We start from the raw sequence: 15,591 nt of genomic DNA, 5'->3' as shown, positions 1-15,591 counted from the left end.
TTTTCTTCCGACAGACCGATGAGCGACGCATCGCCTCCTTCCTCTTCCGCCGGGCCGCTCGAACTGGGCGGCGAACTGTGGCTGCGCGCGGGCGAGCAGACGCTCGGCGGCGCCACCCGCATCGCGCTGCTCGCGGCGATCGGCGACACCGGGTCGATCACGCGCGCGGCAAAGGCCGTCGGGCTCAGCTACAAGGCCGCGTGGGAGGCGATCGATACGATGAACAACCTGGCCGGCGAGCCGCTCGTGACGCGCTCGACGGGCGGCAAGGGCGGCGGCGGCACGACGCTGACGCCGCGCGCGACGTCGCTGATCGCCGCGTTCCGCACGATCGAGCGCGAGCATCGCCGCTTCATCGACGCCGCGAGCGCGGCGGTGTCCGGCTTCGACGTCGACTGGGCGCTGATCGGCCGGATCGGGATGAAGACGAGCGCGCGCAACCAGTGGTTCGGCAAGGTCGAGTCGATCGTGCGCGGCACGGTGAACGACGAGGTGACGCTCGTGCTGCCGGGCGGGCAGGCGATCGTCGCGGTGCTGACGCACGAAAGCGCCGACGCGCTCGGCCTGCAGCCGGGCGCGGATGCGTGCGCGCTCGTGAAGGCGTCGTGGGTCGTGCTGGCGGTCGACGACGACGGCGGAGCCGACGCGACCTTGAAGGTGTCCGCACGCAACCAGTTGCACGGGACGGTCGAAACGGTCACGGCGGGCGCGGTGAACAGCGAGGTGACGCTGGCGCTCGACGGTGGCGGGACGCTCACGGCCGTGGTCACGAACGACAGTGTCGGCGCGTTGCAACTCGACGCCGGCCGGCGGGCGATCGCGCTGTTCAAGGCATCGAGCGTGATTCTCGCGGTGACGGGCTGATCGCACGACGGCGGCGCGCGCCGTCCCTGTCGATGACCGTGGGCGGACGCGGCGAAACCGGCGCCGCCCGACATGCACGAGGCGCCGGCTTCGATCCCGTTTTCAGCTCGTTCCAGCTTCTGCCGCCCGTGCGGCTTCTCTCAGGCTCAAACGTGGCCGCGTGGGCCACCGCCTTCGCGCGATCACGTGACGCGCGTCGGCCACTCGGCGTGCGGCGTTGCGGCCTGCACGCGTCCTTCGCTCAATTGCACGACCTGGTCGCCGAACGCGGCGACGTCGTCGGGGTCATGCGAGATGAGCACCATCGGGATATCGAGCCGCGCCTGCAGTTCGGCGAGCTCGTGGCGCATGCGCTGGCGCAGCGCGCCGTCGAGCGCCGCGAACGGCTCGTCGAGCAGCAGGATGTGCGGCTGCGCGACCAGCGCGCGGGCAAGCGCGACGCGCTGTTTCTGCCCGCCCGACAACTGCGACGGGAATTGCCCGGCGAGCGTGTCGAGCTCGAACGCCTGCAGCCAGTACGCGACTTCGGGCGGCACCGCCTTCGCACGCGGGTTGCGCAGGCCCGGCGTGAGCCCGAACGCGATGTTCTGGCGCACGTTCAGGTGCGGAAACAGCGCATAGTCCTGGAACAGATACGCGACGCGGCGTGCACGGGTCGGCACGTCGATGCCGCGCGCGGAATCGAACAGCGTTTCGCCGTTCAGCGTGATCGTGCCTTCGTCGGGTGACAGCAAGCCGGCGATCGCCTGCAGCGTCATGCTCTTGCCGGCGCCGGACGGCCCGAACAGCACGACGCGCTGCGTGCCGGCCGTAAACGACACATCGAGCGTGAAGCGGCGCTCGGCGTTCGCGTAGGTCTTGCGGATATCGACGGCGACGCTCATGCGGGCCTCCGTCGTGCCGCGCCGTGCGTGCGCGAAACCGGCCGCCCGACGGGACGGCGTGTTGCCGCGACCGGTGCCGCGCAGCGGTGCGGATGCGGCCGGCGCGTCATGTCGGCTGGCTCCGTCCGGCACGCGACGGCACGAGCCAGCCGGTCGCGAGCAGCACGAGCACGCAGGTGATCGACGTCACCAGCACGAGGAAGTTGGCCGTGCTGTCGTCGCCGGCCTGCACCGCCGCATAGATCGCGACCGACAGCGTCTGCGTGCGGCCGGGCAGGTTGCCCGCGATCATCAGCGTCGCGCCGAATTCGCCGAGCGCGCGCGCGAAGGCAAGCAGCGCGCCGGCCAGGATGCCGCGCGTGGCGAGCGGCAGCGTCACGCGGAAGAACACCGCAGCTTCGCCGAGCCCGAGCGTGCGTGCCGCGCGCTCGAGATGCGGATCGACGCTTTCGAACGCGGTGCGCGCCGATTTCAGGATCAGCGGAAACGCGACGACCATCGACGCGATGACCGCGCCCTGCCACGTGAAGACGAGTTCGATGCCGAGCGTGTCGAGCCACGCGCCGAACACGCCGTGCCGGCCGAGCAGCACGAGCAGGTAATAGCCGAGCACCGTCGGCGGCAACACGAGCGGCAGCGTCAGCAGCGAATCGACCACGTCGCGCAGCGGCGAGCGCCAGCGCGCGAGCACGAAGGCGGCGGCGACGCCGAGCACGATGTCGAGCGCGGTCGCCCAGCCGGCGACCTTCAGCGACAACAGCAGTGGTACCCAGGCGTCCTGCATCATGCTGCGCTCACTTGCCCGCGGGCTTGAAACCGAAGGTCGCCAGCACGGCCTGGCCCTGCGGCGACGCGACGAAGTCGATGAACGACTGCGCCTGCGCGGCATGGCGGCTGTCCTTGACCACCGCGATCGGATAGGTGATGGCCGTCTGCGTCGGCACGGTCAGCGCGACCTTCACGCGGCCCGGCATGATCGCCGCGTCGGTGCCGAACACGAAGCCCGCGTCGACTTCGCCGCGCGCGACGTAATCGAGGCTCTGGCGCACGTTGGCGGCCAGTACGCCCTTCGCGCTGACGGCGTCCCACACGCCTGCCGCGCGCAGCGCGCCTTCGGTGTAGCGGCCGACCGGCACCGACGCCGGGTCGCCGTACGCGATGCGCTTCACGCCGGGCGCTGCCAGGTCGTTCAGCGACGTCGGCGCGGCCGCACGGCTGTCCGCCGGCACGATCAGCACGAGCGAGTTCGCCGCGAAATCGCGGCGCGTGCCCGGCACGATGACCTTTTCGCTGACCGCGCGATCCATCGCCTTCTGGTCCGCCGAGGCGAACACGTCGGCCGGTGCACCCTTGGCGATCTGCTGCATCAACACGTCCGACGCGCCGAAGTTGAACAGCACCTTGGTGTCCGGATGTTGCTTCTGGAACGCATCGCCGACGGCCTTGAACGCGTTCGTCAGGCTCGCGGCCGCCGACACGACCAGTTCGTCGGCAGCGCAAGCCGGCGCGCTGAACGCGATGCCCGCGGCAAGCGCGGCGAGCGGCAGCAGGCGGAGCAGGGTGCGGCGAAGCGGGCGAACGGTCGAGCGCATGGTCGGGGCGTTTGAATGGTTGGAAACCGTAATCGTAATATAGGGCGGGTTATAACGCTCGACATACCGTTCATGCGATGGCGCGCATGAGGATCTTCAGACTTGAACGGTGACCGGATGACGTGCGTGCGGCCCGTCACGCGTGCAGCAGCGGCTGCGACGAATCGGTGCGCTGCAGCGACGACGGCTGCGATGCCGGCCGGTAGTTCGGATTCGCTTTCCAGCGGGCGCGGACGAACGGCCGCTCGTGCCCCGACAGCTCCAGCGCGACCTTGGTGACCCAGCGGTGCGACGGCACCGTGATGCCGTGCAGCGCGACGGTGACGAGCGCGAGGCTCGCGACGACCGCCGCCACCGACCAGCGGTGCGGTACCGCGTGCCACGAGCCGGCGATGAACGCCAGCGCGGCGATCGCGCCGACGATGCAGCCGGTGATCGATTCGGACGGCGAATGCGCGTCGAGCGCGACGCGCGACACGCCGACCGCGATGCCGGCCGCGAGCCCGAGCGCGATGCCGGCGATCCGCACCGGCGTGCGCGTGCGGATCAGCGCGAGGAAGATCGCGACGGGATAGACCGACGTCGACAGCATCGCGTGGCCGCTGAATCCCGTGAAATCCCACGCGCGGATGCCGATTCCCCAGCCGAGGAAGGCGATCTTCGTGAGCGCGACGACCCCGATCGCGGCCGCGAGCACGCCGAGCCACGCGGCCGCGCGCTGCCACGAGTAGCCGAGCGCGAGCCATACGGCGATCGTGATCGCGAGCGGCAAGGTCAGGCCGGCGCCACCGAACGCGGTGATCGTGATCCACAGGTGAGAGGGCAGGTCGAACATCGGGAGGGGAACGAGCAGGGGCGGAACGAATGCTTAAATCAACGCGCGAGCCGGGAAGAACGACTACAACGGATACAAGCGGCCAAACCCCAGTATAGCGCCGCGTGTGTTCGAGGCCCGTTTTTTGCGCCGAGGGGAACTCTCCGCGCGCAGGAAAAATCCCAGAAACAATGTTATGGTGCATTGCACAAAGTCGAATGATGCACCCCGTGTCGTATCCCTATTTTTCCTGACTGCGAGCCCGATTGATGACCAAAAGTCTGACGAAGGTATGGCTAGGCGGCATGAAACGAATGCTGTCTCCGGCCGCCAAACGCGCGGCGCGCGAGGCCCAGCGGATCGCGCGCGATACGCTCGAGGCCGCCGCATCGCCCGCCGCAACCGATCTGTCCCCGCCACGTGAGTCGCGCGTGCGTCCGCGCGCGGCCGCCTGGGCGGCCGGCGAGTGGACGCGCGGCGAGCATCCGATGGCGCCCGCGCTGGGCCGCCTGGTCCAGCAGCTCGCCTATGGCCTGTACGTCCCGCCTGGCCGCCGGCGCGGCGCGATACCGCTGGTCGTGATGCTGCACGGCTGCCAGCAATCGGTCGACGAGTTCGCGCAGGGCACCCGGATGAACCTGCTGGCCGACAAGTACGGTTTCGCGGTGTTGTATCCGGAGCAGTCGCTGCGTGCGCATGCGCACGGCTGCTGGCACTGGTATGAAGACACCGACCGCGCGGGCCGCGGCGAGGCGGATGCGGTCGCGTCGCTCGTCGATGCGCTCGTCGACGAGCACGGCTTCGATGCATCGCGCGTCTACGTCGCCGGGCTGTCTGCCGGCGCGGGCCTGGCGGCGCTGCTCGCGCTGCATCACCCGGACCGCTTCGCGGCGGTCGCGCTGCATTCGGGCCCCGCGCTCGGCGAGGCGAATTCCGGGATCAGCGCGATGGACGTGATGCGGCGCGGCCTGCGGCAGAACCCGGCTGCGGTGGTCGACACGCTGGTCGACACCGGGGCCTATCCGGGCATGCCGGTGCTGATCGTGCAGGGCGACGGCGACCATGTCGTCGCACCGAAGAATGCGGACCAGCTGACGGTGCAGTTCATGCGCCTGAACGGGCTCGCGGACAGCCGCGGCGCACTGCGCGGCGGCGAGCGGGTGGAGACGCGCGAGGCCGGCGCGCAGATCACCGACGTGCGTCGCGACGGTGAGTCGATCGTGCGGCTCTGTCACGTGAAAGGGCTCGATCATGCATGGTCGGGCGGCGACGAGGCGGTGCCGTTCCACGCGGCGGTAGGCCCCGATGCGAGCGCAATGATCTGGACCTTTTTCGAAGAGAATCGCCGCACTGTGGCGACCTGACGACGCACCTTCCGATCGACGCTGGCCAAAGGCTAGGGTTTTCCCTATAATTCGGGAAAACCCTAGTCAAAGAACCTTTGGATTGCGAGATCGACCATGTACCTGCTGAGCCACCTCTTCCTGATGCTGACCAAGAACGCTGAAAAGGCCGCGAAAGAGCGCGCCGACGCGTACCTTTCCGAAGCAACCGACATCTACGATCTCGAATTCCGCATGCGCAAGATCGATCGCGAAGCGGCGATGAACCGTCCGTTCTCGTTCGGCTCGCGTTAAGCAGCGCAGCGCGGGCCGGCATGTCAGCCGGTCCGGCGAATCACGCAAAAGGGCGTGTGCGGCAAGCAGCCGCACACGCCCTTTTTGCATTCGACGTCGTGCGTCGCGTCAGACGACCGTCAGGCGCACCGGCACGTTGTTGCGGGTCGCGTTCGAGTACGGGCACACGTGGTGCGCCTTGTCGACCAGCGCCTGCGCATCGGCCTTGTCGAGCCCCGGCAGCGACACGCGCAGTTCGATGTCGAGCCCGAAGCCGCCTGCGTCGTTCGGGCCGATGCCCACTTCCGCGGTCACTTGCGTGTCGGCCGGCAGCGTCTGCTTGTTCTGGCCCGCGACGAATTTCATCGCGCTGAGGAAACAGGCCGAGTAACCTGCGGCAAACAGCTGTTCCGGGTTCGTGCCCTCCGCGCCCGTGCCGCCGAGCTCGCGCGGCGCGGCCAGCTTCACTTCCAGCCGGTTGTCGGCGGATACCGCGCGGCCGTCGCGGCCGCCCGTGCTCGTGGCGCTGGTCTTGTACAGAATGTTCATGGTGCAGCTCCTGTCGGAAGAATGGGAGGAAGCGGTCCGGTCGGACGGGTGTCGCCGGCCACGAGGAAAATATAGAACACAAATGATTTGTGTGCAAATGAAATTTTGAAGAAAAGGCCCGGCAGTGCCGAGCCGTTTGCGACCGCGGGTTCGTCAGCCTTCGTTGGCGGCCGACAGCGCGTGGCGCAACTGCTGGAGATCCGCGCGCAGCCTGACCAGGAACTCGGGCGTTTGCTGCATCGCGCAAAAGAGATCGGCGGGCACCGAGCGCGCCTTGTCCTTCAGCGCGCGGCCTTCCGTCGTCAAGCGCACGTTGACGATGCGCTCGTCGGTGACGCTGCGCACGCGTTCGACGTAGCCGAGTGCCTCGAGCCGCTTCAGCAGCGGCGTGACGGTGGCCGGATCGAGGTCGAGGCGGGCGGCGATGTCCTTTACGGCAATATCGTCGCGCTCCCACAGCACGAGCATCGCCAGATATTGGGGATAGGTCAGCGACAGCTTGTCGAGCAGCGGCTTGTACGCCTTCGTCATCGCATGCGATGTCGAGTAGAGCGCGAAGCACAGTTGCTCGTCGAGCGTCTGGGGCAGCGGGGGCAGGCGGTCCATGATTCGGGCGGCGCGGCGGACGCGCTAACGATTTGTACGCAAATTATTTTGCGCGCAAAAGATTCGGTTGAACAGGGGTGGGGCGTGGCGCCGGGGATCCGCGCCGGGCCGGCCGGGAGGAGGGATGGACGGCCGGCGGCGGGCGCCGGCCGAACGGCGTCAGCGGCCGGTGGTGGGCGTCGCGGCGCCCGGTTCCTGCACGCCGAAGCAGCCGCGATAGGTCGCGTAGAACGAGCAGTACATCATCGTGACGATGAGGATCGTCACCGGCATCATGATCGTCAGCACATAGGCGCCGGCGCCGAGCGCCTGCAGCAGCAGCGACAGGCCGAACGACGTGCCGAGCGCGACGCCGAACCACAGCAGCCCGTACACGACGAATGCGCCGCGATTGCGCCAGCAGCTGACGATGCTGAAGAACAGCGCCTTGGCGGGCGGAATGTCGTGCCACGCGGTGAGCACCGGCGCGAACCAGAACAGCATCGCGACCGGCGCGTAGAGCAGCGTCGCCAGCAGCAGCGCGCCGAGCGTGCCTTGCGCGGCGAGCGTTTCCGGCGTCGGGCTCGCTTCGTTCGTGGCGCCGAGCATCATCTGGAGCAGCCCGCCGCCGTCCACGAGGGACGACGCGGCGAACACCAGCACCATCAGCGCGACATAGACCACGCCGAGCACGAGCAGCCGCTGCGTCGTCGCGGTGCCGTACGAGCGGAAGCCGTCGATGAGGATCGTCGGCATCACCGGCTTGCCGGCCACCGTGTCGCGGCATGCCGCCATGAAGCCGACCGCGATGCCGGGGATGAACAGCAGCGGCAGCGCCGCGCCGATCACCGGCACCATCGACACCAGCGTGATCGCCAGCAGGTACGTGAAAAACAGCGTGATGAACGCGAGCGGGTTCCGGCGGAACAGCCAGATGCCTTGTCGGAACCAGACATAGCCCGCTTTCGCGGGCACTTCGATCAGTTGCATGCGGTATGGGTCTCGGGAAGCGCGGGCGTGTGGACGATACGCTCACGCAGGATGCGTTCGAAATGACCGGGATCGTGCGGTTTGAGCATTTCGGCCGCGCGCGGCAGGTAGAAGTCGTACAGGCGCGACACCCAGAAGCGGTACGCGCCCGCGCGCAGCATGTCGCACCAGTGGCGGCGCTCCTCGGCCGTGAACGGCCGGACCGTCTGGTAGGCGCGCACCAGCGCATCGGCGCGCGCGACGTCGAGCACGCCCGTCGCGAGGTCGACGCACCAGTCGTTGACGGTGACCGCGACGTCGAACAGCCATTTGTCGCAGCCCGCGAAATAGAAATCGAAGAAGCCGCCGAGCCGTACGTCATGACCGGTGCCGGGAGCCGCGTGCGCGAACAGCACGTTGTCGCGGAACAGGTCGCAGTGGCACGGGCCGCCCGGCAGCGCCGCGTAGTCGTCCGACGCGAAGAACGCGGCCTGGTGCGCGAGTTCGTCCTCGAGCAGCGTGCGCTGCGCGTCGGAAACGAACGGGACGATCGCCGGCACGTTCTCCTGCCACCACGGCAGGCTGCGCAGGTTCGGCTGGTGACGCGCATAGTCGCGCCCCGCGAGGTGCAGGCGCGCGAGCATCTGCCCGACCTCGATGCAGTGTTCGACCCCCGGCGCGAGTTCGGCGGCGCCGTCGAGCTTCGTGACGATCGCCGCCGGCTTGCCGTGCAGCTCGCCGAAGAGTGCGCCGTCGTCGCGCGGGACCGGATCCGGCACCGGCACGCCGTGGCTCGCCAGATGGCGCATCAGGTCGAGGTAGAACGGCAGCTGTTCCGCCGTCAGCTTTTCGAAGATCGTCAGGACGTACTCGCCGCGCGTCGTCGTCAGGAAGAAGTTGCTGTTTTCGATGCCGGACGGAATGCCGCGGAACGCCAGCACGTCGCCCAGTTCGTAGTGGCGCATCCATTGCGCGAGATCGGAGTCGGAAACAGCGGTGAAAACGGCCATGCGAGATGCGTCTGGTCAGTTGTCGGCACGCGCGCGGCGTGCGGCGCGACAGGAGGTGAAGGGAATGCCGGCGCGCCGCGTCGGGACCGACGCGGCGCGGCAGGAAATCAGTAGCGCAGGTTGACCGACGGCAGGCGCGTGATCGGGACGCCCGCGTCGTGCGGCTTCGGCGACGTGTCGAGCGTCGAGCTCATCTGGTAGCGCGTGCCGAAGTTCGACTTCACGTCGATTTCGACCGGCTTGCCGCGATCGCGATACTCGGTGACCTCGGTGCCGCTCTTGCTCTTTGCGTGGAAGCTCGGCGTGCGGCGGATGTCGGCGAAGTCGACCTTCGACGTGACTTCGGCGCCCGGCCGGTTGATCTTGCGGAGATCGGGCAGGCCGGCGGCCTCGTTGGCCTCGGCCCGGGCCTGCGCGTCGGCGTCGGGCGTGCCGCCGGCGGCGTAAGCGGCGCCGGCAGCGGCAAACGTGCCCGCGAACACGGCGGCAGCGGCGACGAGAATGAGCGGCTTCATGATGAGTCTCCAGTGAACCTTCCGATTTTAGCAAATACTGCGCGCGGCCCGGCCCTCGCGTGCAAGCGGCGTGCAAGCGAGTGGCCATGAGCATGACCGGGTTCCGTGGTAATGTCGTTCGATCAGACGAGGTGATGAAAATGAAGAACGATTTGAGCCGCCGGCATCGGGTGCTGACGCCCGAGAGTCCGCCCGTCGAAGCATTCGACGATTCCGTCGCCGCCGTCGCGCGGCTGTCGGCCATCTACGACACCAACACGGGCTTCCTGCGCGATGCCTTCGCGCGTTATCGCCGCCACGAACCGATCACCGAGCACGTGCGTGCGTGCTATCCGTTCGTGCGGATTCGTACCGACGTCAACACGCACGTCGATTCGCGCCGTTCGTACGGTTTCGTCGCGGGTCCCGGCGTGTTCGAGACGACCGTCACGCGCCCCGACCTGTTCGCGAACTACTATCGCGAGCAACTGCGCCTGCTGTCGAAGAATCACCATGTGAAGATCGAGATCGGCGTGTCGTCGCAGCCGATTCCGGTTCACTTCGCGTTTCCCGAAGGCATCCACCTCGAAGGCGAGCTCGACCGCGACCGCCTGCTCGCGATGCGCGACATCTTCGACACGCCCGACCTGTCGTACCTCGACGACCGCATCGTCAACGGCACGTTCGAGCCGGCGCCCGGCGAGCCGCATCCGCTCGCGCTGTTCACCGCCGCGCGCGTCGACTTCTCGCTGCACCGGCTGCGTCACTACACGGCGACGTCGCCCACGCATTTCCAGAACTACGTGCTCTACACGAACTACCAGTTCTACATCGACGAATTCGTGAAGCTCGGCCGCACGATGATGACGGAGAGCGACGATCCCGAGGTGCGCGCGTACCGCAGCCAGTACAGCGCGTTCGTCGAGCCGGGCGACGTCATCACGTACAACGCGAACCTCGGCAGCGAGCCGGCCGAGGGCGCCGCGCCGCCGCGGCTGCCGCAGATGCCTGCATATCACCTGAAGCGCGCGGACGGCAGCGGGATCACGATGGTCAACATCGGTGTCGGCCCGTCGAACGCGAAGACGATCACCGATCACATCGCGGTGCTGCGACCGCACGCGTGGGTGATGCTCGGCCACTGCGCGGGCCTGCGCAACACGCAGCGCCTCGGCGACTACGTGCTCGCGCACGGTTACGTGCGCGAGGATCACGTGCTGGATGCGGACCTGCCGCTGTGGGTGCCGATCCCGGCGCTCGCCGAAGTGCAGCTCGCGCTCGAGCGCGGCGTGGCCGAGGTCACCCGTCTCGAAGGCGCCGAACTGAAGCGCGTGATGCGCACGGGCACGGTCGCGAGCGTCGACAACCGCAACTGGGAGCTGCGCGATCACCGCGAACCCGTGCAGCGGCTGTCGCAGAGCCGCGCGATCGCGCTCGACATGGAAAGCGCGACGATCGCCGCGAACGGGTTCCGGTTCCGCGTGCCGTACGGCACGCTGCTGTGCGTGTCCGACAAGCCGCTGCACGGCGAGCTGAAGCTGCCGGGCATGGCCGACACGTTCTATCGCGGGCAGGTCGACCAGCATCTGCAGATCGGCGTGAAGGCGATGGAGATCCTGCGCACGAACGGGCTCGACAAGCTGCATAGCCGCAAGCTGCGGAGCTTCGCGGAAGTGGCGTTCCAGTGATGTGAACGCCGCGCAAGCCGCGGGCGTAACGACAAAGGCCGCACGCGAACTTTCGTTCACGTGCGGCCTTGTTCTTTGTCCTGCAGTGCGCGAGCCCGATCGAACCCGCACTCGGATGCTCAGCACTCACCCTTCTTCGCGTGTCCCGGCGGGCAGTGATAGCCGCCGTGACCATGATGGCGCTCGTGATCTTCCCACTCGCGGCGTTCCCAGTAGCGGCGGCCGTCCCAGTAACGATCGCCGTGCCAGCCGACGATGACCGCGGGAGCCGGTGCGACCACGACAGGCGCGGGCGCGACGACGACCGGCGCGGGCGTGCCGATGTTGACGTCGACGTTGACGGCGTGGGCGAGGCCGGACAGCGAAACACCGAGGCCGGCGAAGGCGAGGGCGATCAGCGAACGTTTCATGTTGTTTTCCGTGATGTCGTTGTCAAAAGGCCGGCGCGACGCGATGGACGCGAGGGGGGATCGTTCCACCGGGGGGACGCCACGCCGACAAGAGGCAGTGTGCGGGCGCCGCACGGAAAAGGCGAGCGGCATTTGTTACGGCAGATTGACGTCAGGCCGGCCGGCTGGACCGATGGACGGCAGCGTGATTTGACAATGGTCGGTCCCGGGCGTGGCACGCGTCGAAGGCGTTGTGCGGCACCGGCCGCCCGAATTTGACATTCGACGGTGCGTCGCCGCGTTGCGGGATTAACGCGGCGTTACAAAATGACGCGCGGCAGGTGGCGGAATCGCCATGCCTGCCGCGCGGGAAGCGGGATGCCGGCCGCGACGGCCGGCCATCGAGCCGATCGAATTACAGATAGAACATGCGGTCTTCTTCGGGCCGCGGCGGATGATCGTCGCCGTCCGCGCCTTCTTCCTCGCCGCTGTCCTCGTAGAACGCGAGCACGGCGTCGAGCACCTGGTCGGGATCGTCGATCACCTGCATCAGGTCCATGTCTTCCGGATTGATGAGGCCGTTCGGGATCAACTGGTCGCGGAACCATTGCAGCAGCCCCTGCCAGAACGTGCTGCCGACGAGAATGATCGGCACGAGGCGCGACTTCTTCGTCTGGATCAGCGTGAGCACTTCGGACAGTTCGTCGAGCGTGCCGAAGCCGCCCGGCATCACGATCACCGCGTCGGAGTTCTTCACGAACGTGACCTTGCGCGTGAAGAAGTGGCGGAAGCGCAGCGAGATGTCCTGGTAGTGGTTGCCGGCCTGTTCGTGCGGCAGCTCGATGTTCAGGCCGACCGACGGCGCCTTGCCGGCGTGCGCGCCCTTGTTCGCGGCTTCCATGATGCCGGGGCCGCCGCCGGAGATCACCGCGAAGCCGGCGTCGGACAGCTTGCGCGCGATCTGCACGGCCAACTTGTAGTGCGGCGTATCGGGCTTCAGGCGGGCAGAACCGTAGATGCTGACGGCCGGGCGGATCTCCGACAGGTACTCGGTCGCCTCGATAAACTCTGCCATAATCGTGAACATCTGCCACGATGCGCGCGCCTTCTTGGCCGTCGCGCGTTCTTGATCTGCGAGCGAACGCAGACTCGGAATCACTTTTCTCTTGTTCATAATGCCTGAAGAACGAAATCTGGAAGGTAAGACCCTGCTATTGGTTGACGGTTCGAGCTATCTGTATCGGGCTTACCATGCGATGCCTGATTTGCGTGGCCCTGGCGGGGAGCCGACCGGAGCGCTCTACGGAATCATCAACATGCTGCGTCGTATGCGCAAGGAAGTCAGTGCAGAGTATAGCGCTTGCGTGTTCGATGCAAAGGGCAAGACGTTCCGCGACGACCTTTATGCCGACTATAAGGCAAACCGTCCGTCGATGCCGCCCGATCTTGCATTGCAGGTCGAACCGATTCACGGCGCCGTGCGCGCGCTCGGCTGGCCGCTGCTGATGGTCGAGGGCGTCGAGGCCGACGACGTGATCGGCACGCTCGCGCGCGAAGCCGAACGGCACGGGATGAACGTGATCGTATCGACCGGCGACAAGGACCTCGCGCAACTCGTCACCGATCACGTCACGCTCGTCAACACGATGACCAACGAGACGCTCGATCGCGACGGCGTGGTCGCGAAGTTCGGCGTGCCGCCCGAGCGGATCATCGACTACCTCGCGCTGATCGGCGACACCGTCGACAACGTGCCCGGCGTCGAGAAGTGCGGGCCGAAGACGGCCGTGAAGTGGCTGTCGCAATACGACAGCCTCGACGGCGTGATCGAACACGCAGGCGAGATCAAGGGGGTGGTCGGCGACAACCTGCGCCGCGCGCTCGACTTCCTGCCGCTCGGCCGCAAGCTCGTGACCGTCGACACGGCCTGCGATCTCGCGCCGCATCTCGAATCGATCGAAGCGTCGCTGAAGAGCGACGGCGAAGCACGCGACCTGCTGCGCGACATCTTCGCGCGCTACGGCTTCAAGACGTGGCTGCGCGAAGTCGACAGCGCGCCCGCCGAAGGCGGCGGCGCCGATGCGCCGGAAGGTGACCCCGCCCCGGTGGTGGCCGCAGACATCGTCCGCGAGTACGACACGATCCAGACCTGGGAGCAGTTCGACGCATGGTTCGCGAAGATCGACGCGGCCGCGCTGACCGCGTTCGACACCGAAACCACGTCGCTCGATCCGATGACCGCGCGGCTCGTCGGCCTGTCGTTCTCGGTCGAGCCGGGCAAGGCCGCGTATCTGCCGGTCGCGCATCGCGGCCCCGACATGCCCGAGCAGCTGCCGATCGACGACGTGCTCGCGCGCCTGAAGCCGTGGCTCGAATCGGCCGACCGCAAGAAGGTCGGCCAGCACCTGAAGTACGACGCGCAGGTGCTCGCGAACTACGACATCGCGCTGAACGGCATCGAGCACGACACGCTGCTCGAATCGTACGTGCTCGAATCGCACCGGACGCACGACATGGACAGCCTCGCGCTGCGTCATCTGGGCGTCAAGACGATCAAGTATGAAGACGTGGCCGGCAAGGGCGCGAAGCAGATCGGCTTCGACGAAGTGGCGCTCGAGCAGGCCGCGGCGTATGCGGCCGAGGATGCGGACATCACGCTGCAGCTGCATCAGGCGCTGTATCCGCAGGTCGCGCGCGAGGCGGGCCTCGAGCGCGTGTATCGCGAGATCGAGATGCCGGTGTCGCTCGTGCTGCGCAAGATGGAGCGCACCGGCGTGCTGATCGACGACGCACGCCTGCAGGCGCAAAGCAGCGAGATCGCGACGCGGCTCATCGAGCTCGAGGGCCAGGCGTACGAACTGGCGGGCGGCGAGTTCAATCTCGGCTCGCCGAAGCAGATCGGGCAGATCTTCTTCGAGAAGCTGCAGTTGCCGGTCGTGAAGAAGACGCCGAGCGGCGCACCGTCGACCGACGAGGAAGTGCTGCAGAAGCTCGCCGAGGATTACCCGCTGCCGAAGCTGCTGCTCGAGCATCGCGGGCTGTCGAAGCTGAAGTCGACCTACACGGACAAGCTGCCGCGCATGGTGAATCCCGCAACGGGCCGCGTGCACACGAACTATGCGCAGGCGGTCGCGGTCACGGGCCGTCTCGCGTCGAACGATCCCAATCTTCAGAACATTCCGGTGCGCACGGCCGAAGGCCGGCGGATCCGCGAGGCGTTCATCGCATCGCCGGGGCACCGCATCGTGTCGGCCGACTATTCGCAGATCGAGCTGCGGATCATGGCGCACATTTCCGGCGACGCGTCGCTGCTGCGCGCGTTCTCGCAGGGCGAGGACATCCACCGCGCAACCGCCGCCGAAGTGTTCGGCGTGACGCCGCTGGAGGTCAATTCCGACCAGCGCCGGATCGCGAAGGTGATCAACTTCGGGCTCATCTACGGGATGAGCGCGTTCGGCCTCGCGTCGAACCTCGGCATCACGCGCGATGCGGCGAAGCTCTACATCGACCGCTATTTCGCGCGCTACCCGGGCGTCGCGCAGTACATGGAAAACACGCGCGCGGTGGCGAAGGAGAAGGGCTACGTCGAAACCGTTTTCGGCCGCCGCCTGTGGCTGCCGGAGATCAACGGCGGCAACGGCCCGCGCCGTCAGGCCGCCGAGCGCGCCGCCATCAATGCACCGATGCAGGGCACGGCGGCCGACCTGATCAAGCTGTCGATGATCGCGGTGGACGACTGGCTCACGCGCGACCGGCTCGCGTCACGGATGATCATGCAGGTGCACGACGAACTGGTGCTCGAGGTGCCCGACGCAGAACTGTCGCTCGTGCGCGAGAAGCTGCCGGAAATGATGTGCGGCGTGGCGAAGCTGAAGGTGCCGCTGGTCGCCGAAGTGGGCGCCGGCGCGAACTGGGAAGAGGCACACTGACGCACCCCCGTGCGATTCCCGTTTCCCGCGGCATATTGTTGCAGGGATGCTGAATATCGAGATGGTTTGCTTGTGGTCAACGCGCAAGCTCCCGGACAATGCAAGTCAGTCAGGTCATTGTCGCGGGGGCAGCGCGCCCCGTGTTCCGGCATCGGACGCATCGAAGTGTTTCGAACTGCACATCGATGATGTCCGAACCGGTTAATCC

Annotated in this window: 16 protein-coding genes; 5 read left to right on the top strand and 11 right to left on the bottom strand. The window is 67.3% G+C overall.

All coding sequences use genetic code 11. The features are described 5' to 3' along the window. The first annotated feature begins 18 nt into the window (after nt 1-18). A complete protein-coding gene (locus tag DIE02_RS08175; protein WP_124486439.1) occupies nt 19-864 on the top strand; it encodes a TOBE domain-containing protein in 846 nt (281 codons plus the stop codon). 182 nt (nt 865-1,046) lie between these two features. Here DIE02_RS08175 and DIE02_RS08170 read toward each other — a convergent pair whose 3' ends face one another. The 4 genes from DIE02_RS08170 to DIE02_RS08155 all read right to left on the bottom strand — a co-directional run bounded on the left by DIE02_RS08170 (nt 1,047) and on the right by DIE02_RS08155 (nt 4,175). Continuing rightward, nucleotides 1,047-1,748, bottom strand: a complete 702-nt coding sequence (locus tag DIE02_RS08170) for a sulfate/molybdate ABC transporter ATP-binding protein (RefSeq protein WP_124486438.1) — start codon at nt 1,746-1,748, stop codon at nt 1,047-1,049. Nucleotides 1,749-1,854: 106 nt separating this feature from the next. Continuing rightward, a complete protein-coding gene (modB, locus tag DIE02_RS08165) occupies nt 1,855-2,532 on the bottom strand; it encodes a molybdate ABC transporter permease subunit (protein WP_124486496.1) in 678 nt (225 codons plus the stop codon). A gap of 10 nt (nt 2,533-2,542) precedes the next feature. Continuing rightward, the gene (gene modA / locus DIE02_RS08160) at nt 2,543-3,340 is read right to left on the bottom strand and encodes a molybdate ABC transporter substrate-binding protein (RefSeq protein WP_124486437.1); all 798 of its coding nucleotides are present in this window, start codon (nt 3,338-3,340) and stop codon (nt 2,543-2,545) included. 136 nt (nt 3,341-3,476) lie between these two features. Beyond that, entirely contained in the window at nt 3,477-4,175 is a 699-nt protein-coding gene (locus DIE02_RS08155; protein WP_124486436.1) for a phosphatase PAP2 family protein, read from the bottom strand. Between the two features lie 248 nt (nt 4,176-4,423). Here DIE02_RS08155 and DIE02_RS08150 point away from each other — a divergent pair, with 248 nt between their 5' ends. Both DIE02_RS08150 and DIE02_RS08145 read left to right on the top strand, forming a co-directional pair. Then, nucleotides 4,424-5,518: a PHB depolymerase family esterase gene (locus tag DIE02_RS08150; RefSeq protein WP_124486435.1), complete on the top strand. Its 1,095-nt coding sequence runs from the start codon at nt 4,424-4,426 to the stop codon at nt 5,516-5,518. A gap of 96 nt (nt 5,519-5,614) precedes the next feature. Next, nucleotides 5,615-5,791 (top strand): DUF3563 family protein, encoded by a 177-nt coding sequence (locus tag DIE02_RS08145; protein WP_006753395.1) that lies wholly within the window; start codon nt 5,615-5,617, stop codon nt 5,789-5,791. A 108-nt stretch (nt 5,792-5,899) separates the two neighbouring features. Here DIE02_RS08145 and DIE02_RS08140 read toward each other — a convergent pair whose 3' ends face one another. The 5 genes from DIE02_RS08140 to DIE02_RS08120 form a co-directional block, all read right to left on the bottom strand. Next, entirely contained in the window at nt 5,900-6,319 is a 420-nt protein-coding gene (locus tag DIE02_RS08140; RefSeq protein ID WP_040139352.1) for an organic hydroperoxide resistance protein, read from the bottom strand. 153 nt (nt 6,320-6,472) lie between these two features. Further along, on the bottom strand, nt 6,473-6,925 hold the full coding sequence (locus DIE02_RS08135; protein WP_044845259.1) for a MarR family winged helix-turn-helix transcriptional regulator: 453 nt from the start codon (nt 6,923-6,925) through the stop codon (nt 6,473-6,475). A gap of 159 nt (nt 6,926-7,084) precedes the next feature. Continuing rightward, nucleotides 7,085-7,894, bottom strand: a complete 810-nt coding sequence (locus DIE02_RS08130) for a BPSS1780 family membrane protein (protein ID WP_124486434.1) — start codon at nt 7,892-7,894, stop codon at nt 7,085-7,087. Continuing rightward, nucleotides 7,885-8,883, bottom strand: a complete 999-nt coding sequence (locus DIE02_RS08125) for a homoserine kinase (RefSeq protein WP_124486433.1) — start codon at nt 8,881-8,883, stop codon at nt 7,885-7,887. Before DIE02_RS08125 ends, DIE02_RS08130 begins: the two co-directional genes overlap by 10 nt. Before the next feature lie 107 nt (nt 8,884-8,990). Further along, nucleotides 8,991-9,398, bottom strand: a complete 408-nt coding sequence (locus tag DIE02_RS08120; RefSeq protein WP_044845262.1) for a hypothetical protein — start codon at nt 9,396-9,398, stop codon at nt 8,991-8,993. Nucleotides 9,399-9,538: 140 nt separating this feature from the next. On the opposite strand from DIE02_RS08120, the gene DIE02_RS08115 reads away from it, so the two are divergent. Beyond that, the gene (locus DIE02_RS08115) at nt 9,539-11,065 is read left to right on the top strand and encodes an AMP nucleosidase (protein ID WP_044845316.1); all 1,527 of its coding nucleotides are present in this window, start codon (nt 9,539-9,541) and stop codon (nt 11,063-11,065) included. 119 nt (nt 11,066-11,184) lie between these two features. Here the strand turns inward: DIE02_RS08115 and DIE02_RS08110 are convergent, their stop codons facing one another. Both DIE02_RS08110 and DIE02_RS08105 read right to left on the bottom strand, forming a co-directional pair. Further along, nucleotides 11,185-11,475, bottom strand: coding sequence for a hypothetical protein (locus tag DIE02_RS08110; protein ID WP_044845263.1), 291 nt, complete (start codon nt 11,473-11,475; stop codon nt 11,185-11,187). A gap of 394 nt (nt 11,476-11,869) precedes the next feature. Next, nucleotides 11,870-12,628, bottom strand: a complete 759-nt coding sequence (locus tag DIE02_RS08105) for a TIGR00730 family Rossman fold protein (protein ID WP_044845264.1) — start codon at nt 12,626-12,628, stop codon at nt 11,870-11,872. 1 nt (nt 12,629) lies between these two features. On the opposite strand from DIE02_RS08105, the gene polA reads away from it, so the two are divergent. Further along, complete coding sequence (gene polA, locus DIE02_RS08100) at nt 12,630-15,383, top strand: DNA polymerase I (protein WP_124486432.1); 2,754 nt, start codon at nt 12,630-12,632, stop codon at nt 15,381-15,383. Nucleotides 15,384-15,591 lie beyond the last annotated feature (208 nt).

The organism is Burkholderia sp. Bp8991 (assembly GCF_003853795.1).
Taxonomy (GTDB): domain Bacteria; phylum Pseudomonadota; class Gammaproteobacteria; order Burkholderiales; family Burkholderiaceae; genus Burkholderia.
Note: the sequence above shows the minus strand (reverse complement) of the source record. Positions and strands in the feature narration are given on the sequence as shown.